At 63.7% G+C, this 16,962-nt stretch carries 18 protein-coding genes; 5 read left to right on the top strand and 13 right to left on the bottom strand.

The window, feature by feature from the left end:
- Nucleotides 1-33: 33 nt before the first annotated feature.
- The 5 genes from QM609_RS16455 to pdhA all read right to left on the bottom strand — a co-directional run bounded on the left by QM609_RS16455 (nt 34) and on the right by pdhA (nt 5,199).
- Nucleotides 34-687 carry a hypothetical protein gene (locus QM609_RS16455; protein ID WP_007726101.1) on the bottom strand — a complete coding sequence of 218 codons (654 nt, stop codon included), beginning with the start codon at nt 685-687 and terminating at the stop codon, nt 34-36.
- A 29-nt stretch (nt 688-716) separates the two neighbouring features.
- The gene (locus tag QM609_RS16450; protein ID WP_502942719.1) at nt 717-1,817 is read right to left on the bottom strand and encodes an MFS transporter; all 1,101 of its coding nucleotides are present in this window, start codon (nt 1,815-1,817) and stop codon (nt 717-719) included.
- A 114-nt stretch (nt 1,818-1,931) separates the two neighbouring features.
- Entirely contained in the window at nt 1,932-3,140 is a 1,209-nt protein-coding gene (locus QM609_RS16445; RefSeq protein WP_050655236.1) for a dihydrolipoamide acetyltransferase family protein, read from the bottom strand.
- The gene (locus QM609_RS16440; protein WP_050655237.1) at nt 3,137-4,114 is read right to left on the bottom strand and encodes an alpha-ketoacid dehydrogenase subunit beta; all 978 of its coding nucleotides are present in this window, start codon (nt 4,112-4,114) and stop codon (nt 3,137-3,139) included. Before QM609_RS16440 ends, QM609_RS16445 begins: the two co-directional genes overlap by 4 nt.
- The gene (gene pdhA / locus QM609_RS16435; protein ID WP_050655238.1) at nt 4,111-5,199 is read right to left on the bottom strand and encodes a pyruvate dehydrogenase (acetyl-transferring) E1 component subunit alpha; all 1,089 of its coding nucleotides are present in this window, start codon (nt 5,197-5,199) and stop codon (nt 4,111-4,113) included. Before pdhA ends, QM609_RS16440 begins: the two co-directional genes overlap by 4 nt.
- Nucleotides 5,200-5,420: 221 nt before the next feature.
- On the opposite strand from pdhA, the gene QM609_RS16430 reads away from it, so the two are divergent.
- Nucleotides 5,421-6,449, top strand: coding sequence for a phosphotransferase family protein (locus QM609_RS16430; RefSeq protein ID WP_003941376.1), 1,029 nt, complete (start codon nt 5,421-5,423; stop codon nt 6,447-6,449).
- On the opposite strand, the gene QM609_RS16425 is transcribed toward QM609_RS16430, so the two are convergent.
- From QM609_RS16425 to QM609_RS16415, 3 genes are read right to left on the bottom strand one after another with little or no spacing between them, the layout of a single operon-like run.
- Nucleotides 6,446-6,895, bottom strand: a complete 450-nt coding sequence (locus QM609_RS16425; protein ID WP_007726113.1) for an acyl-CoA thioesterase — start codon at nt 6,893-6,895, stop codon at nt 6,446-6,448. The two genes, QM609_RS16430 and QM609_RS16425, sit on opposite strands and share 4 nt — an antisense overlap.
- Nucleotides 6,892-8,130: a benzoate/H(+) symporter BenE family transporter gene (locus QM609_RS16420; protein ID WP_003941402.1), complete on the bottom strand. Its 1,239-nt coding sequence runs from the start codon at nt 8,128-8,130 to the stop codon at nt 6,892-6,894. Before QM609_RS16420 ends, QM609_RS16425 begins: the two co-directional genes overlap by 4 nt.
- Before the next feature lie 36 nt (nt 8,131-8,166).
- Nucleotides 8,167-8,640 (bottom strand): Lrp/AsnC family transcriptional regulator, encoded by a 474-nt coding sequence (locus QM609_RS16415; protein ID WP_003941284.1) that lies wholly within the window; start codon nt 8,638-8,640, stop codon nt 8,167-8,169.
- A 102-nt stretch (nt 8,641-8,742) separates the two neighbouring features.
- Here QM609_RS16415 and QM609_RS16410 point away from each other — a divergent pair, with 102 nt between their 5' ends.
- Both QM609_RS16410 and QM609_RS16405 read left to right on the top strand, forming a co-directional pair.
- The gene (locus QM609_RS16410) at nt 8,743-9,366 is read left to right on the top strand and encodes a LysE family translocator (RefSeq protein ID WP_003941342.1); all 624 of its coding nucleotides are present in this window, start codon (nt 8,743-8,745) and stop codon (nt 9,364-9,366) included.
- A gap of 22 nt (nt 9,367-9,388) precedes the next feature.
- A complete protein-coding gene (locus QM609_RS16405; protein ID WP_050655239.1) occupies nt 9,389-10,225 on the top strand; it encodes a sulfurtransferase in 837 nt (278 codons plus the stop codon).
- A gap of 1 nt (nt 10,226) precedes the next feature.
- Here QM609_RS16405 and QM609_RS16400 read toward each other — a convergent pair whose 3' ends face one another.
- Complete coding sequence (locus QM609_RS16400; RefSeq protein WP_050655240.1) at nt 10,227-10,688, bottom strand: DUF6328 family protein; 462 nt, start codon at nt 10,686-10,688, stop codon at nt 10,227-10,229.
- Between the two features lie 13 nt (nt 10,689-10,701).
- Entirely contained in the window at nt 10,702-11,520 is an 819-nt protein-coding gene (locus QM609_RS16395; RefSeq protein WP_007726117.1) for a shikimate 5-dehydrogenase, read from the bottom strand.
- Nucleotides 11,521-11,647: 127 nt separating this feature from the next.
- Between QM609_RS16395 and QM609_RS16390 the strand changes: the two genes are divergently transcribed.
- Nucleotides 11,648-13,222, top strand: coding sequence for a molybdopterin-dependent oxidoreductase (locus QM609_RS16390; protein WP_020908339.1), 1,575 nt, complete (start codon nt 11,648-11,650; stop codon nt 13,220-13,222).
- Here the strand turns inward: QM609_RS16390 and QM609_RS16385 are convergent.
- On the bottom strand, nt 13,209-13,844 hold the full coding sequence (locus QM609_RS16385) for a TetR/AcrR family transcriptional regulator C-terminal domain-containing protein (protein WP_007726121.1): 636 nt from the start codon (nt 13,842-13,844) through the stop codon (nt 13,209-13,211). The two genes, QM609_RS16390 and QM609_RS16385, sit on opposite strands and share 14 nt — an antisense overlap.
- Before the next feature lie 158 nt (nt 13,845-14,002).
- Between QM609_RS16385 and QM609_RS16380 the strand changes: the two genes are divergently transcribed.
- Nucleotides 14,003-15,235, top strand: coding sequence for a metal-dependent hydrolase family protein (locus tag QM609_RS16380; RefSeq protein ID WP_007726122.1), 1,233 nt, complete (start codon nt 14,003-14,005; stop codon nt 15,233-15,235).
- Nucleotide 15,236: 1 nt separating this feature from the next.
- Here the strand turns inward: QM609_RS16380 and QM609_RS16375 are convergent, their stop codons facing one another.
- Both QM609_RS16375 and QM609_RS16370 read right to left on the bottom strand, forming a co-directional pair.
- A complete protein-coding gene (locus QM609_RS16375; RefSeq protein WP_007726123.1) occupies nt 15,237-15,938 on the bottom strand; it encodes an HNH endonuclease family protein in 702 nt (233 codons plus the stop codon).
- Nucleotides 15,939-16,018: 80 nt separating this feature from the next.
- The gene (locus tag QM609_RS16370; protein ID WP_050655243.1) at nt 16,019-16,939 is read right to left on the bottom strand and encodes an NADP-dependent oxidoreductase; all 921 of its coding nucleotides are present in this window, start codon (nt 16,937-16,939) and stop codon (nt 16,019-16,021) included.
- Between the last annotated feature and the right edge of the window lie 23 nt (nt 16,940-16,962).

Below are 16,962 nucleotides of genomic sequence, written 5' to 3'. Positions count from 1 at the left end.
CGGCGAAAATCTCTGAATCCCAAAGATTTAGGACTAAAGTCGGATGCTCCGGTGCCTGGAGAACGCGATGGCTGCCGTATCCGGGCGTAGCTCTTCACGTTTCGCGGCGATGGGCGATCGTGCCATCAAAATGGCTGCGGCACAGGCCCATACCAGGGTGATCAGAATGCCAGCTATCACTCCGAAAAGGCCGCTCAGCTCGGCGGCGAGCGCGCTGGCACCGATCGCAGCAACTCCGACGAATCCGAGTCCGGCGACCACCGGACGCCACTGCGGGGCGGAGATCAAGATCGCCGAGCAGTACAGCGCGGTCGCCGCTGCGACGTGACCGCTGGGCAGTAGGTCCTGGGGCACATCGGGGAGCCAGGAACCGAATGCCGCGTTGGTGAGATTGGCGCCCATTCCGAGGAGCAGGATCGCGCCGATGCCGTATGGCAGTCCGCGGACCATCGAGACGACCGCCAGAGCGGTAGTGGCTGCGAGTACGGCGGTGACGTCGAATCGGCCTACCGTCCACTCGGCAAGTGCGCGCACCTGTTCCGGGACGCTCAAACCGGGCGAGGTGGGTCGCACGAAATACAAGACGCCCAGCGCTACGACGGCAATCGCGGCAAGGACGAGGAAGCGAGTGGTTGTGGAGGGCGCGGGGTGCTGGGTGGAGGTCGAGACGGTCACGAGTACCAGCATCCCTGTTGAGTCTGTGCCGATCGTGAGGATCAGCTGTGAGGTCTGTAGGCGGTCGGAGAATCGCGCCGAACGACACCCGCACAACCCGCTGCGACCAGGACGCATGCAAACGGGATCAACATTGCTGTGGTGAGAGGCACAAGCTTGGTGACCCACCCGATGGTTGCCGGCCCGGCGAGGAATCCGATGTATCCCATGCCGACGACGCGAGACATGTTGGTGCCGGCCGAACCTGAGCCCAGATTTCCGGCCGTGGTGAAGATCTGCGGAATGCATCCCGACAGGCCGGCGCCGAACAGGGCCCAACCGAGCAACGTCAGTGGTAGCCAGCCGGATACCACGACGGTCAGCATTCCGATGGACGACAGCAACGCACCGTAGCGAACCACTGCCACCGGGCCTACCGCCGCGCTGATCCGATCCGCGGTGAACCGGCCGACGGTCATCATGGCGGAGAATGCGCCGAACGACAGTGCGGCAACGGCATTCGAAACACCGAGATCCTCCTTGACCTGCAGCGCGCTCCAGTCGTTTGCCACTCCCTCGGCCAGCATCAGAACAAAGGCGAGGGTTCCGAGGGCAAGTACGCGAGCCGAGAATCTGCCGTGTGTCTTTCCGGTAGTCGACGCGGTTTCGGCATGCACGTCGACGTGAGGGAGAAGGGGTCGCGAGCACAACCAGACTGCCAGCAAGCCGATTGCCGACGCGATGCTGAGCGTGACATACGGCGGAAGATCCAGTGCGAGAGTGCCGAATCCGATGACAGAGCCCAATACGCCACCGACCGAGAACATGCCGTGAAAGGCCGCCATGATCGGGCGCCGGTACAACTGTTCGGCCTCGACGGCCTGCGAGTTCATCGACACGTCCAACGCGCCGTTCGCAAAGCCGAACACGACAAGTGCAGCGCCCAGTTGCCAGGTGTTCGTGGCAAACCCCGGGCCGAGAGTGGCGAATGCCAGCCCGCTACCCGCCAGGACGACCATGCGTCTGCTGCCGTATCGATCTGCGAGCGGGCCGCTCAACTGCATGCCGGCAATGGCTCCGACTGCAAGAAGGAGAAGAAGTGAGCCGAGCGTCGAGTGACTGATCCCCACTCGGTGTTCGATGGACGGGATGTGGACGACCACATCGCGAGGAGAAATCCGTTGATGCCGAAAATGCCGAAGATGCCGGCGCGGGCGCGCACCAGGGCGGAGGTGGGGACTGCGCGGTCGGTGGGGTTGACGCTCACTCGTTCCTTTCTACAGGTGAGTCAGCAACAGGTCCGGGTTCGCGAGCATCTCTGCGACAAATGAGAGGAATCTCGCGGCCCGCTCACCGGTCAGCACGCGGTGGTCGAACGTCAACGTCAGTGTCACGACGCTCCGCACTTCGATCTTGCGCTCGATCACCCACGGACGCTCGCTCACCGAGCCCAGACAGAGAATGACGGCTTCTCCCGGATTGAGAAGCGGAATGCCGCCGTCGACGCCGAAGACTCCGACATTGGTGATCGTGACGGTGCCACCCGTCAGGTGACGGACGTCCGTCTTTCCCTCACGGGCAGCAACGGTCAGTTCGGTCACCGCGCGTGCGAGTTGGACCAGGCTCAGTGTCTCGGCGCTCTTGATGTTGGGCACGGACAGTCCACGTTCGGAGGCGACGGCGATGCCGAGATTCACGTCATCGTCGACGGCGGCGTCGCCGCGGGCCTCGTCCCAATGCGCGTTCACCATCGGGTGCGAGGCGATGGCGGCCACCATTGCCTTGGCAGCGAGTGTCAGCGGAGTGAGAGACAGTCCGGTGAACGCCTCCGAGGAACGGAGCCTGCCGAGCAGTTCCATCGAAGGCGTGACATCGGCGGTGAGGAAGACGCTGGCCTGCGGAGCGCGGGTGCTGGCAACCATCGCCGACGCCATCTGTTTTCGTATGCCGGACGAGGCCAGGCGTGTCGCGTTATCCGAAGGCGACTGCACGGTAAGCGCGTCTGCGACGTCAGCCGCGGTGACGGCACCGTCGAATCCGCTGCCGGTGATTTCGCTCAAATCGATGCCGGCTTCGCGGGCCGCGCGCCGCGCCGCGGGGGTTGCGGGCCGACGCTCGGTACTCGCCGCGGATTGCGAGTACGGCGTGATCTTGCTCCGTCGGCGGCTCGGTCTCTCGGTCGCGGGTCCGTATCCGACCAGCACGCTCGGAGACTGAGAATTACTTGGAGACGGTGAATTTGAAGACTCCTCGATACGGATGATCGGGGTACCCACCGGAACGGTAGTGCCAGGTTCGACGAGGAGTTCTCTGACAACACCGACGTAGGGCGACGGCAGTTCGACAAGAGCTTTGGCTGTCTCTACCTGGGCGAGAACTTGATTGAGTGCCACAGTGTCGCCGACGCCGACCGCCCACTCGACCAGATCGGCGGAAGTCAGGCCCTCGCCGAGATCCGGTAACCGGAATTCGTGCGCCGTGCTCATGCTGCCAGCGTTCGGTCGAGCGCCGCGAGGATCCGGTCGGCGTCCGGAAGGTGAAAACGCTCGAGCTTGGCGGGCGGGTAGGGGATGTCGAATCCGGTGACCCGCAGGATCGGTGACTCCAACTGATAGAAGCAGTGTTCCGCGACGTGTGCTGCGATTTCGGCGCCGACGCCGAGAAACTTCTGCGCCTCATGGACGACGACAAGCCGGCCTGTCTTGTTCACCGACGCCTCGACCGTGTCGAAGTCGATGGGGGAGAGTGAACGCAGATCCACGACCTCCAGATCGTGGCCTTCTTCTTCGGCAATCCGCGCGGCCTCGAGTGCGGTGGCGACCATGGATCCGTACGCAACCACCGTCGCGTCGTCTCCAGGGCGAGCGACGCGGGCACGGTGGAGCGGAAGCTCGGGCGCGGCATCGGTATCCACGTCGGCGGTGTCCCAGTAGCGCCGTTTGGGTTCGAGGAATATCACCGGGTCGTCGCCGGCAATGGATTGGCGGATCATGTGAAAACCGTCGATCGGATTGCTCGGGTACACCACCCGCAGTCCCGCGGTGTGAGCGAAGTACGCTTCCGGCGACTCCGAATGATGTTCCACCGCACCGATTCCGCCGCCACTGGGAATCCGAATCGTCAGTGGCGCAGAGGCAGCGCCTCGGGTGCGGTACTGGATCTTGGCCACCTGCGAGACGATCTGATCGAAAGCCGGGTAGACAAACCCGTCGAATTGAATTTCGCAGACAGGCCGATATCCGCGCAAGGCAAGACCGAAAGCTGTTCCCACGATCCCTGATTCGGCGAGGGGCATGTCGATCACCCGGGTGTCGCCGAAGTCCTTCTGCAGGGCGTCGGTAACCCGGAATACGCCGCCGAGACGGCCGACGTCCTCGCCCATGATGACAACGCGACGATCGTCTTCGAGTGCGCGTCGAAGGCCGGTGTTGAGCGCGGTCACCAGATTCATGACGGTCATGACGAAGCCCCTTCCAGGCTACGGAGATGCGCGCGATGCTCTTCGCGTTCAGCGTCGATCAGTGGGTGTGCCTCGGCGTAGACGTGATCGAAGAGCGCTGACGGGGGCGGATCGGCGAGCGCGATGGTTGCGCGTCGCAGTCCAGCGGCGACGTCGTCGGCGGCTGCCGCGATGGTGCTGAGTTCGTTTTCTCCGAGAAGATCGCGACGACCGAGGAGCAGACGCATTCGCTCGAGCGGATCGCGGCTTCTCCACTCCGACATATCCGTATCGGTGCGGTACCTGCTCGGATCGTCGGAGGTCGTGTGCGGGCCCATTCTGCAGGTGATCGCCTCGATGAACGTCGGGCCGCTGCCTTCGCGTGCGCGATTGAGCGCCGAGCGCGTCACGGCGAGCACGGCAAGGACGTCGTTACCGTCGACGCGGATCGCCGGAATACCGTAACCGATCGCCCGATGCGAGATGGGTGTACGGGACTGCAGGGATACCGGTTCACTGATGGCCCACTGGTTGTTCTGGCAGAAGAAGACAACGCCGACACGGAAACTGGCGGCAAATCCCATCGCCTCGGCGATGTCACCCTGACTTGTTGCGCCGTCACCGAAGTAGGCGATCGTTGCGATCTCGGCGCCGTCCAGGTGGGCGCCGAGCGCATATCCGGTGGCGTGCAGACCTTGGGAGCCGACGACGATCGCCGGGTTGGTGACGCTGAATTGTTCTGGATCCCAACCGGAATGGGAGATTCCGCGCCACATGGTGGTCAGCAATTCGGGGGGAACTCCGCGGCAGTACGCGACGGCATGTTCGCGATAGCTGGTGAAGGCGAAGTCGCCCGGGGCGAGCGCTCTCGCGGAACCGACCTGCGCGGCTTCCTGACCGAGCATCGGAGCCCACAACCCGATTTCACCTTGACGCTGCAGGGCAACAGCTTCGGTGTCGATGCGGCGACTCACGACGAGATCGCGATACAACGACAGCAGTTCGTCAGGCCCGATGTCCGTTATCAGGCGGTCGAATTCGGGACGGCACACCCGTGCGCCGTTCGGTTGGATGAGTTGGACCGGATAATCGAGGTTGTCGACCATCTTCGCTCACCTCGGTTTCTGCTCATGCCCGGCGCGCCTCGTGAGTACGCCGCACAATCCCGATGTGTCGTATGCAGTTGTCGCTCTACCATCAGGATCCCCCTGATTGGGAAATCCGCAAGTATTTTCACTGCCGTATCAAGACCTGAGCTGCGAACTGACGAGTAACAAACGTGTCGGTACGGCCAACCGATCGGACTTCAACCGCTAGCATCGGTGCGGTGACTGCAGTCGGTTTGAACGAAGAAGCTGTTTCCGCGTGGATCGCCGAACTGGGGGTCGGCGCCACGACACCACTGACTTTCGAGAGGATCGGTAACGGGCAATCGAACCTGACCTACTCCGTGACGGATGCGGGCGGAGGACGGTGGGTACTGCGCAGACCTCCACTCGGCACGTTGTTGGCGTCCGCGCACGACGTCGTTCGCGAGCACCGCATCCTGTCCTCGCTCCAGGGAACCAAAGTGCCGGTTCCGAAGATCCTCGGCATCACGGAAGATCCGGAGATCACGGACGCTCCGCTGGTCCTCATGAGCTACATCGACGGCGTTGTGATCGACGGCGTCCCGGTGGCTCAGAAGTTGACCGAGGACGAGCGTCGCGCGGTCGGCTTGGCGATGCCCAAAACCCTCGCCAGCATCCACGGAGTTGACCTGGAAGAGACCGGGCTGGACGACCTGGCCAGCCGCAAGCCCTTTGCCGAGCGTCAGCTCAAGCGGTGGTCGGCGCAGTGGGAGAAGTCGAAGACCCGCGATGTTCCGGATGTCGACCGATTGGCCGAGATTCTGCACCGAAACATTCCGGAACAGAACGAAGTGACGTTGGTTCACGGCGACTTCCACCTCAACAACGTCATCACCGATCCGGCCGAGGGGCGCATCGTTGCCGTCGTCGACTGGGAGCTGTGCACGTTGGGGGAGCCGCTCGCGGACCTCGGTGCGCTACTCGCGTACTGGCCGGAAGCCGGTGACAAGGTTGCCGGTCCGTTCATGGCGTCCACGCTGGAAGGCTTCCCGAACCGTGACGAGCTGGTCGCTGCCTACGTCGAGGCGACTGGCCGCGACGTGTCAGCGGTCGGATACTGGCACGTACTCGCTCTGTGGAAGCTCTCGATCATCGCGGAGGGCGTGCTGCGACGCATCCTCGACGATCCGCGCAACAAGGCCGAGCACGGCGGCCCGACCGTCGCGCTGATCGACGGAATCGTTGCACGCGCCGTCTTGACGGCAGATCAGCTCGGCCTGAGCTAGTTTTCGGTCAAGGTCCCGGCTGCCGATCTGATGGCCGCCGGGATCTCCACCGGCTTACGGGTGTCGGCGTCGACGTAGACGTGCACGAAGCGCCCGGTCGCGGCAGGTTCCCAATGGCCGCTTTCGACCTCGTGGAATATCGCCAGCGCGTAGACGATGCTCTTGGTGCCGAGCTTCTCGACGGAGATACCCACCTGCAACTGCTCGGGGAACGACAGCTCGCTCAGGTACCGGCACGACGTCTCGGCGACGACGCCGATGGCAGGCAGGGTGCGGATGTCGGTTCCAGTGGAAGACATCAGCCAGGCGTTGACCGCGGTGTCGAAGTACGAGTAGTAGGTCACGTTGTTGACGTGGCCGTAGTGATCGTTGTCGTCCCACCGCGTCGGGACGGGCCAGAGAACGGGAAACTCGCTGATCGACGGGGGCGTCTGCGCTGTGCTCACGGCTTCGACTGTAGTGAGGACTTTCGCGAGAGTGAGGGCAGGGTGGTGCCCTGTAGGACTGCACGCACGATCAGCCCCACCAACAGTGCCCAGAATGCCGAACCGATTCCCAGGATACTGACCCCGGATGCGGCGATCAGAAACGTGACCACGGCGCCTTCACGTTCACTCGCCTCGCTCAGCGCCGACGTGAGGGCGCCGGCAAGCGTTGCCAGGAGCGCCAGTCCGGCAACAGTTTCCACGACTCCGGCCGGTGCGGCGGCTACCAGAGCGGCCACCGCGGCCGCGCCGGCAGCGAGAACGAGATACGCCCAGCCTGCGGTGAAGGCAGCGATCCATCGACGTTTGGGATCCGGATGTGCGGTGGGGGCGGCGGCCAGGGCTGCGCTGATCGCCGCGAGGTTGATCGCATGGCCACCGGCCGGTGCGCCGACGATGGTGCCGATACCCGTCACGATCATCGACGGTCGCCAGGGAACGGTGTATCCGAACGAATTCATCACGGCCACACCGGGAATGTTCTGCGAAGCCATCGTGACGATGTAGAGGGGAATCGCAATGCCGATCATTGCCTGCCAGGTCCACGACGGCGCGGTGAGATCGATGCGGGGAATCATGGCGCCGGCGTCGAGCACTCGATCCGACGTGACGAGGCTGATCCCGATCACGACCGCTGCTGTGAGAAACGCGAGCGGAACCGCCCATCGCTTGGAGAAGCGCTGCGCGGCAAGCCAAACCAGGATGACGGGCGCGACCGCTGCCGGTGCGTCCCGGACGGCGATGATCGGCGCCAGGCACAACGGCATCAGAACCCCGGCGAGCATCGCTTGCGCGAGGGGCGTCGGGATTGCCGAGATGATCCTTCCGAGCGTCGGCCACAGTCCGGTCAGCACGATCGCGATTCCGACGACGATGAATGCTCCGACCGCGGCCGGCCACCCACCCTCGACCGCTCCGGCGCCGGCGAGCAGAGCGGCACCGGGCGTCGACCAGGCCAGGGTGATCGGCATCCGATACCGGCGTGAGAGCCAGAGCATTCCCAACGCTTGGGTCACACACAGAACCAGCAGTCCGGACGCCGCCTCGGTCGCATCCGCACCGACAGCGGCGAGGCCGGTGAGCACCACCGCGAACGAACTGGTGAAGCCGACGAGGGCCGTGACGATGCCTGCGCTCATCGGTTGCGAGTTGCTGCGAACGGCTTCCGGTTCGGTGGTATCTGTGGAGTCCGACATGGTCAGTGATTCTGCCCGACCCGCCCCAGACCCGATTTACCTGTCCGGTCGGATGGGTGAGGTGACCGCTTTGCCGTAGATGAGGTGCGTTTGGGCGTGCCAGACCTCGGGATGTGCGGCGAGGTGGTCGATCAATACCCGTTGTAGATGAGCGCTGTCACGGACCGCGACGTGTAGGAAGAAGTCCTCGGGCCCCGAGACGTTGAAGAGCGCAAGCGTTTCCGGCAGCGCTAGCGCGTCGGCGGTGAACCGGTCGACGAGGTCGCGGCGGTGTGGTCGCAATTGAACGGCGATGATCGCCTGCATCGACCGGCCAACGGCTGCCGGATCGACAACCGCATGGATGCCGCTGATCGTGCCGTTGGCGCGTAGGCGTCGTACGCGCTCGTGGCACGAGGACGTCGCCAAACCGACTCGATCGGCCAACACCTTGTTGGTGATCGACGCGTCGTTCTGCAATTCGGCCAAAATCTTCCAGTCCACCGGATCCAGAGGCTCATTCTTCGTCATCTGCCGAACTATATCCGGAGTCGTTTTGAACTTCCCGGATCCAGTTGCACACTCCTGGCATGAACATGTGTCTCGAATCAGCTCGGGTGTGAGGTATTTCGGATGAGTGTCGGTCAATGGCTCGCTTTCGGCTCCCTGCTATCCATCGTCCTGTTCACGCCGGGACCGGATTTTGTCCTGATCCTGCGTCATTCTCTAGCAGATCGTCGGACCGGCGCGGTGGTGGCCGCCGGTGTGATTTCCGGGCTCTTCGTTCACACCGCTGCCGCGTCACTGGGTCTCTCCGCACTTGTGGCGACACGGCCACAGTTGCTCTCCGCGCTCACCTACGCCGGGGCGGCATATCTGACCTGGCTCGGCATCTCCGCGATTCGAAGTGCTTTCAAAGCCCGCGCCTCGGACGAGGGAATTCCGGCAGCGAAAGAACCGATCGCGGTCACCACGGCATTTCGCTACGGCTTCCTCTCGAACCTGCTGAACCCGAAGGCGTTGTTGTTCTTTCTCGGGCTACTCCCGCAATTCATCGAGCCGGGTGAAGGCGCAGGGCTGCGGACGTTGATGTTGGCGGGCGCGACGGTGGTCGCCGCGGCACTGTGGTGGGCGATCGTGGTGGTGTTGGCGGCCGGAGCCGGCAAGAAGCTGCGTCGCCCTGGCGTCGGGAAGCGAATCGACGTGGTGACGGGAGTGTTGTTGGTGGGCCTCGGTGCCTTCTTCGGGGTTGCATGAGTGGTCGTGTCAGGATGGGCTCATGACACTTCCCGTGCTGATCGACGTCGAAGAACTGTCCGCTCTCATCGAGGCCGGCGCTGCGCCGCGATTGCTCGATGTCCGATGGGCGCTGGGTGATTCGAACGGCGAGCAGCATTTTCGCGACGGCCATATTCCCGGTGCGGTATTCGTGAACCTCGACGAGGAACTTGCCTCGCCGCCGTCGCCGGACGAGGGGAGGCATCCGCTGCCGAGTCTCGAAGACCTGCAGGCCGCTGCGCGTCGTTGGGGAATCGACGACGGTGATTCGGTGGTGCTCTACGACGCCACCGGCAACACGGCCGCGGCCCGTGGTTGGTGGCTGCTGCGGTGGGCCGGGCTCTCGGACGTCCGACTGCTCGACGGCGGGCTGCAGGCCTGGGAGTCCGCAGGACTGCCGTTGGCGGCCGGTATCGGCGAGTCCGTCAGCCCGGGCAACGTGACTTTCACCGGCGGCAACATGCCGACTGTCGACATCGACGGTGTCGGCAACTGGACGAGCGAGGGCGGTGTCCTTCTCGACGCCCGAGCCGGGGAGCGGTACCGCGGCGAGGTCGAGCCGATGGATCCCGTCGCAGGGCACATCCCCGGTGCGGTGAACGCGCCGACCGCCGAGAACATCACCGGCGACGGGCGATTCCTGGATACGACCCACCTGCGTGAGCGATTCGCCGGACTGGGCGTCGGAGACAAGGTGGCGGTGTACTGCGGATCCGGAGTGACTGCAGCGCACGAGATCGCGGCGCTCGCGATCGCCGGCTACGACGCGACGCTGTTCCCGGGCTCGTGGTCACAGTGGTCCAACGACAGCACTCGCGCCGTCGACACCGGAGCCTGAGTCAGCTCTTGGTGCGATCGATGAATGACGGCACGAGAAACCACAGCGCCGTGAACATGATCGCGGCGCACGCTGCCAAAACCTTTGCGGCAACTCCGCCGACGGCGACCTCGGCGATCAACAGGACCGTGCCGGCCATGGAGGCGGCCAGAAAGGCTATGCCGCACAGGGCGAATCGGTTGGCCACGGGCAATATGTTCTCGCGGTGCCCACGGCGGAAAAGCATGCGATGCCAGACCGCGGGTGCCATCAGGAACCCGAACGAGATGGCAACAAGGATCACTGTCACCAAGTGGATGCCGCGGATGTACGCCGACGCTTCCTCGTAGCGTTCGGTGAATGCCACGGCCAGCAGGAAGGCAAACAGGATCTGCACACCAGAGAGCGCGACGCGCAGCTCTTGCAACAACTCGTTGAAGTTCCGCGCGAGTTGTTGAGGTGGAGTCTCCCCGGTCTCGTTCACGGCGACGTGGTTCCTACGCCCGTGAGTATTCCGACGCTCGCTGGATCTGCTCCGCGCTCGGGCGCACACCGGTGTAGAGAACGAACTGCTCGGCGGCCTGAAGGGCAATGACCGACGCTCCTGTGATCGCCGTTTTGCCGAGTTCGGTCGCCAACGCGATCAGTGGCGTCTTCGAAGGCATCGCGACGACGTCGAAGACGACATCGGCTGCGCGCACTGCGTGCTCGGGGAACGACAGTGCATCTGCTTCTGCGCCGCCGGACATACCGATCGGGGTGGCGTTGATCAGCACACCGGGACGAAGCTCACCGAGTTCGGCCTGCCAGTCGAAGCCGTACTGCTTCGCAAGCGATGACCCCACTTGCTGGTTGCGGGCGATCACGGTGACGTCGGTGAATCCGGTGTCGCGCACCGCGGCGACGACTGCTTTTGCCATGCCACCGCTGCCGGCGACAGCGACGGACAGGCTCGTGTCGACGTTGTTGTCACGCAGTAGATCGGCCACCGCCTGATAGTCGGTGTTGTAGGCGTGCAGCACTCCGGACTCGTTGACGATCGTGTTGACGGAGTCGATGGCGCTGGCCGAATCATGCATGACGTCGATGTGCTCGATGACCTGTTCCTTGAACGGCATCGACACCCCGCAGCCTCGAATCCCGAGTGCTCGGATGCCGCCGATCGCGGCTGGCACGTCTTCGGTGGTGAAGGCTTTGTAGACGAAGTTCAGGCCCAATTCCTCGTAGAGGTAATTGTGAAATCTGGTGCCGATGTTGCTCGGTCGCCCGGAGAGCGACATGCACAGGAGCGTGTCCTTGTTGAGGTCGACGGTCATCGTTCCCACTCTAATCGCGAGTTCGGAGTAGTTCTTGATGGAGGAGTGCACCCATCCGGATGGCCCGCAGCGCCGAATGTCGGGTATCCGATCGAAGCACCACTCGCACCGACAGAGCCGAGACGACATGGTCACACAGAACATCGACGAGCACCCGAGCACCGAATCTCGTCCACCGCGTCGTAGATGGGCTGCTCACGCGATCTCCGGGGTCTTGGCCGCGGCTGTCGTCCTGGGCGTCGGTGAACTGGTGGCGCTGCCGATCAACCCGGACGCGTCGCCCTTCTACGCGGTAGGTGCGACTACCGTCGACCGAACGCCGGCGTGGGCTCGCGAGTTCGCGATCGACACTTTCGGTACCAATGACAAGCCGGCGCTGTTCATCGGAATGTCGATCTTGATCGTTCTGCTCGGTGCGGTGGCCGGGCTCCTGGAACGGCGACGCCGCCCGATCGGCAGTGTCATCCTTGTTCTTCTGGGCGCGGTTGGTGTGTATGCGGCGATGCAGCGCCCGACTGCCGACGCGATGTACGTGTTCCCGACACTGGTCGGTGTGGTGGCGGGCGTCGCAACCTTGCGGTTGCTGATCACACAACTCGAAGTGCCGCTCTCGCCGGGCGTCGCCGACTCGTGGTTGCCTCGTCGTCAGTTCCTCCTGCTTGCGGGTGCGGCGTTGGCAGTGGCTGCGGCAGCGGGTGCGGCCGGGAAGTTCGTGGGGCAGAGAATCGCCGGAGCAGTAGCGAATCGTGAAGATTTTGTCGTGCCCACCGCCGCTGACCCGGCGCCGCCGATTCCGGCGGGTGCGGACATCGCGATTGCGGGTGCGTCGACGTACATCACGCCCAACGACGACTTCTACCGAATCGACACTGCACTCCTCGTTCCGCAATTGACAACGGATTCGTGGGAACTGCGGATTCACGGAATGGTGGACCGCGAGATGACGTTGTCGTTCGACGATCTGGTGGCGCGAACGCCCATCGAGCGAGTCATCACGCTGACGTGTGTCTCGAACGAGGTGGGCGGCGTTCTGGCCGGGAACGCGAAGTGGATCGGTTATCCCATGAAGGACCTGCTCGACGAAGTCGGTGTCCATCCCGACGCCGACATGCTCCTCTCGACCAGCGTCGACGGCTTCACAGTCGGCACCCCGGTCGAGATAGTCACCGACGGCCGTGACGCGATTCTCGCCGTGGCGATGAACGGTGAGCCGTTGCCGTTCGAGCACGGCTATCCCGTTCGGCAGGTCGTTCCCGGTCTGTACGGTTTCGTCTCCGCCACCAAGTGGGTGACGGAGTGGGAACTCACGCGTTTCGACAAGGTCGAGGCCTATTGGACCCAGCGCGGTTGGGGTGCGCAGGCACCGATCAAGACGTCCTCGCGTATCGAGGTGCCGGCAGCTCTGGCTCCCATCGAGCCGGGCCAGGTGCTGGTGGCGGGAACGGCCTGGGCGCAGCATCGCGGGATCGAGAAGGTCGAGGTTCGCGTCGACAACGGTGAATGGCAACCGGCGACACTGGCGCAGGAGTACTCGATCGACACCTGGCGTCAATGGTCGTGGATGTGGGATGCAGGCTCGGGTTTGCACACGGTGCAGGTCAGAGCGACGGATCTGGACGGGAACGTTCAGGTGGAAGAGCGCACTCCGCCGATTCCCGGTGGCGCCACGGGATGGCACACCAGGTCGTTCACCGTGAAGTGACGTCGGAATCCGAATGAGGTTCGGTATACAGACGAACAACGCGCTGAGCCATCCATCCGGCGATCAGGGTTCGCAGGCCGAAGTCGAACGTGTCGTCGGTTCGCAGTGGGGTCGTAGCCTCGCGCGTGATCTCGCTCGGGTTGGAGGATTGGGTCCATGCGACATCCGGCGTCGAGAGTTTCACGACTGATCCGAGAACCAGACTGTCCAGCGTGGAGATTGCGTGACGAGTGTCGGCCGAATCGAAACCTCCGTCCGAAAATGCCTGAACCAGTGCAGTATCGATATCAAAAGTTACCTCGGTGCGGACGCTGCGGGTCATGAGTAGCGGGATGAGGCGCCAGTGCTCGACCGCAGCTCGGCGATAGGCCCACCCCCACGCGCTGATCCGTTCGCTCCACCCTGCCGGTGGGTGGGGGACAGAGATCGACGACATCACGCGGATGCGCATGAGTTCGACGATCTCGGATCGACCCGAAATATGTGTGTAGAGCGAAGACGGAGTCACGTTCAATTGCTTGGCGATCCCGGGCATGGTGAAGTCGCCGGTCGCGTCGACAGCATCCAGAGCCGCGTCGGTGATGTTTCGCGTGGACAGTATCGGCTGGGTGGGACGCGGCATCGATTCTCCTGGTGAGGGATTCGTCAGCAATCTCGGACTTCATCGAGTGATGACAACTCCTTGATTTCGGGAGCCGGTATGCATCATACTAACCGAACCCTATTCGGTATGTCGGCGGAATCTTCCGGCGATCGGTACACGTCGGAGGAACATTCAATATGTCTGTCGTATGGCTGACCGGTGCAACGATCATCGATGGGACGGGCGCCGACCCGATCGAGAACTGCGCTGTTGCTGTGGAAAACGGGCGCATCAGTGCACTCGGTGGCACGCCACCCACGGGGGCGGAGGTGCTGGACTGCGCTGGGCTGACAATCACGCCCGGCCTCATCGACGCACACGTTCATCTCGGTGGATCGAGCGATCTCGCACCGAGCCTGCGGCGTCAGATCTCGGTAGCCGAGCTCGCTGCAGACATGTTCGCGACCTGCGCATCGACCCTCGACGGGGGATTCACCACTGTTCGTGACTGCGGCGGAATCGACGGTGGACTCGCCGGAGTTGTCGCCTCGGGCAAGATTCCGGGTCCGCGGATCATTCAGTGCGGCCCGATCCAGTGCCAGACCGGTGGACACGGACACCTGGCGGCCGAATGGGAGCCGACTTCGGACTGGTCCGATCATGACATCCCCGGATTACGGTGTATGTCTCTGCTTTCCGACGGTCCGCACGAAATGCGAAAGAACGTTCGCGAGACGTTCCGCAGGGGTGCGGACTTCCTCAAACTGTGTGTCACAGGGGGAGTGGTATCCACTCATGACAAGCTCACCGATACCCAGTTCACGGTCGACGAGATCGAAGTTGCCGTCGAGGAAGCCAATGCGCGCGGTACCTATGTCACGGTGCATGCCCACAACAACGAGGGAATCCGAAACGCTGTCACTGCCGGCGCGAAATGCGTCGAGCACGGCTCAGGTATCGACGACGAGACTGCCAAGTTGATGGCCGAGCACGACGTCGCGTTGGTGCCGACGTTGGCTGTGGTGCAGGCACTCTCGGACAGCGCGGCGTCAGCAGGTCTACCCGAATCGATTTCGGCTCGGATCGGCCAGATGATGCAGGGTCAGATCGACGGGCTTCTTGCTGCTCGAAATGCCGGCGTCAGAGTGGGATTGGGATCGGACCTCATCGGTACCGATCAAACGGGCCGGGGAATGGAGCTAGTCCTGCGCGCCAAGGTCGAAACCCCGATGGACGCATTGGTTTCCGCTACCCGGATCAACGCCGACATTCTCGGTATCGCCGACGAGGTCGGCACCATCGAAGTCGGCAAGTTCGCCGACCTCGTTGCCTTCCGCGGCAATCCGTTGACGGATCCCTCGATCTTTGCCGATCGTGAGCGGATCGCACTCGTCATCCAGAGTGGGCGAGTGGTGAAGGACGGCCGGTAGCTCAACAGCGAGTGGCGAGGTCCGTCAGGGCCGAATGATCAGCTCGGCTGACTGGTAAGCCATAGGAAATCGCGACGGTCAAGTACTTGCCGGCGTAAAAGCATCGGTACGCAGGATCGGGCGGCAACCACTCACTGGGCGTGCTGTCGCCTTTCGACTGGTTGTCGGGGCCGTTGACGGCCAACAGGTTCAGAGACATGTCGTTCGCGAACCTCATCCGAAGCGCGGGCGTCCAGGAGTTCGCGCCGAAGTCCCAGGCGGCGGCGAGTGGGAAGACGTGGTCGATCTGGACGGACTTGGCCTGGCTGCGTTCGAATTCGATGCGATCACCGGAGTACGGGTCGGTCATCGCGCCCGACAGTACGACGCAGTCACGTGTTCCCGGTTTGAACACCACGTCCGAGAGATCTTGGGCCAGAACGTTGTTGCGGGTATCGCACCCGTCGTGGCCACCTGGAGCGTCCTGGTCGTCGGACCAAGCGGGGCCGAAGACGCAAGCCTCGCCGTTACCGCAGCCGCGCTCGTATCCACCCGGATGTGGGCGGTTGTCGACAATCGCGGTCCGGGACAGCAGCGATTCGAGCTCCGATCGTGTCGGGCTGCCCGGGGCCGACTCGAGACGCTCGTCCCCGAACCGTCCGCAGGACGCGACGAGACATACGAGCACGAGCGTCGACAGGATCGCAGATAACCGTGCAACCACCTGTGCCCCCGCCCGTCGTAGACGGTGATTCAACGCCGTCCGTCGTAGACGGTGATTGAACCATCGGGGGCCGACAGGAATCAGCCGAACTCGATCACTACTTTGCCGGCGGCATGGCCGTCTTCGACTGCAGCGAGCGCTTCCCCAGCGCGGGAGAATGGGTACCGCCCGGACACGGACGGGTCGAGGATCCCGTCGGCCACGAGCGCCGCGACCTCCGTGAATACTGCTGTAGTTCTTCGGCGTTCGACACCACCGCCGCCGAGTCGGCTCGCAGCCAGAGGATCGGCGATGCTCAGGATCGGTGCGTCCGGTCGGGCGAGCTCAGCGCCGCGAGTGAGAGTGTCCCCGCCGACCAGGTCGAAAACCGCGTCCACTCCGACTGGGGACAACGCGGACACGTCGTCTGCGTAGCCGTCCCCCGACGCAACCCAACGTGCTCCCGCTTCCTCGATCGCGGTTCTCTTGGACTCGCTCGCGACACCGATCACGTTGATACTCCGCGCCAGTGCAAGCGCGATCGTGCTGCGACCAACGCCGCCGCCGGCGCCGAGCAGCAGGAGTGTCGCCCCGGGTTTCAGACCGAGATCGTGGAGTGCGTCGTAGGCCGTTCCTGCCGCAACCGTCAGCACTGCGGCATCGGCCCAGGACACGGTAGGCGGCTTGTGTGCTGTCGAGGAGACGTTGAGCAATGTCGACGCGGCGTAGCCGCCGAAGCCGGTCGCGGTAGCGCCGAACACTTCGTCGCCGACCTCGAACTCGGTGACCCGCGGACCTACTCCGATGACAACACCGGACACTTCGCGGCCCAGAACCGCAGGCAGCGTCACCGGGACAGTATCTTTTCGAGTACCCGCGCGAACTTTCCAGTCAGCGGGGTTGACGCCCGCCGCTCGGACCGACACCAGCAGTTGGCCGGCACCCGGTGGGGGCAAGGTTACGTCGAAGTAGGACTGTGTGTCGGGTCCGCCGTACTCGGTGAAGCCGTATGCCGTCGTCATGCCTGCCAGCCTATTGCCCGGTA

Origin of the sequence: Rhodococcus sp. IEGM 1302 (assembly GCF_030056935.1) — a bacterium.
In the GTDB taxonomy this organism is placed as follows: domain Bacteria; phylum Actinomycetota; class Actinomycetes; order Mycobacteriales; family Mycobacteriaceae; genus Rhodococcus_F; species Rhodococcus_F qingshengii.
The sequence above is the reverse complement of the archived record's forward strand: the minus strand, read 5'-3'. Positions and strand labels throughout refer to the sequence as shown.

What these genes read in the sequence shown, in the direction of transcription:
- QM609_RS16420 (WP_003941402.1), bottom strand. Translation starts at nt 8,130, where the DNA reads ATGTCGGACTCCACAGATACCACCGAACCGGAAGCCGTTCGCAGCAAC.
- QM609_RS16445 (WP_050655236.1), bottom strand. Translation starts at nt 3,140, where the DNA reads ATGAGCACGGCGCACGAATTCCGGTTACCGGATCTCGGCGAGGGCCTG.
- QM609_RS16440 (WP_050655237.1), bottom strand. Translation starts at nt 4,114, where the DNA reads ATGACCGTCATGAATCTGGTGACCGCGCTCAACACCGGCCTTCGACGC.
- QM609_RS16385 (WP_007726121.1), bottom strand. Translation starts at nt 13,844, where the DNA reads ATGCCGCGTCCCACCCAGCCGATACTGTCCACGCGAAACATCACCGAC.
- QM609_RS16380 (WP_007726122.1), top strand. Translation starts at nt 14,003, where the DNA reads ATGTCTGTCGTATGGCTGACCGGTGCAACGATCATCGATGGGACGGGC.
- pdhA (WP_050655238.1), bottom strand. Translation starts at nt 5,199, where the DNA reads ATGGTCGACAACCTCGATTATCCGGTCCAACTCATCCAACCGAACGGC.
- QM609_RS16370 (WP_050655243.1), bottom strand. Translation starts at nt 16,939, where the DNA reads ATGACGACGGCATACGGCTTCACCGAGTACGGCGGACCCGACACACAG.
- QM609_RS16415 (WP_003941284.1), bottom strand. Translation starts at nt 8,640, where the DNA reads ATGACGAAGAATGAGCCTCTGGATCCGGTGGACTGGAAGATTTTGGCC.
- QM609_RS16405 (WP_050655239.1), top strand. Translation starts at nt 9,389, where the DNA reads ATGACACTTCCCGTGCTGATCGACGTCGAAGAACTGTCCGCTCTCATC.
- QM609_RS16410 (WP_003941342.1), top strand. Translation starts at nt 8,743, where the DNA reads ATGAGTGTCGGTCAATGGCTCGCTTTCGGCTCCCTGCTATCCATCGTC.
- QM609_RS16395 (WP_007726117.1), bottom strand. Translation starts at nt 11,520, where the DNA reads ATGACCGTCGACCTCAACAAGGACACGCTCCTGTGCATGTCGCTCTCC.
- QM609_RS16455 (WP_007726101.1), bottom strand. Translation starts at nt 687, where the DNA reads ATGCTGGTACTCGTGACCGTCTCGACCTCCACCCAGCACCCCGCGCCC.
- QM609_RS16390 (WP_020908339.1), top strand. Translation starts at nt 11,648, where the DNA reads ATGGTCACACAGAACATCGACGAGCACCCGAGCACCGAATCTCGTCCA.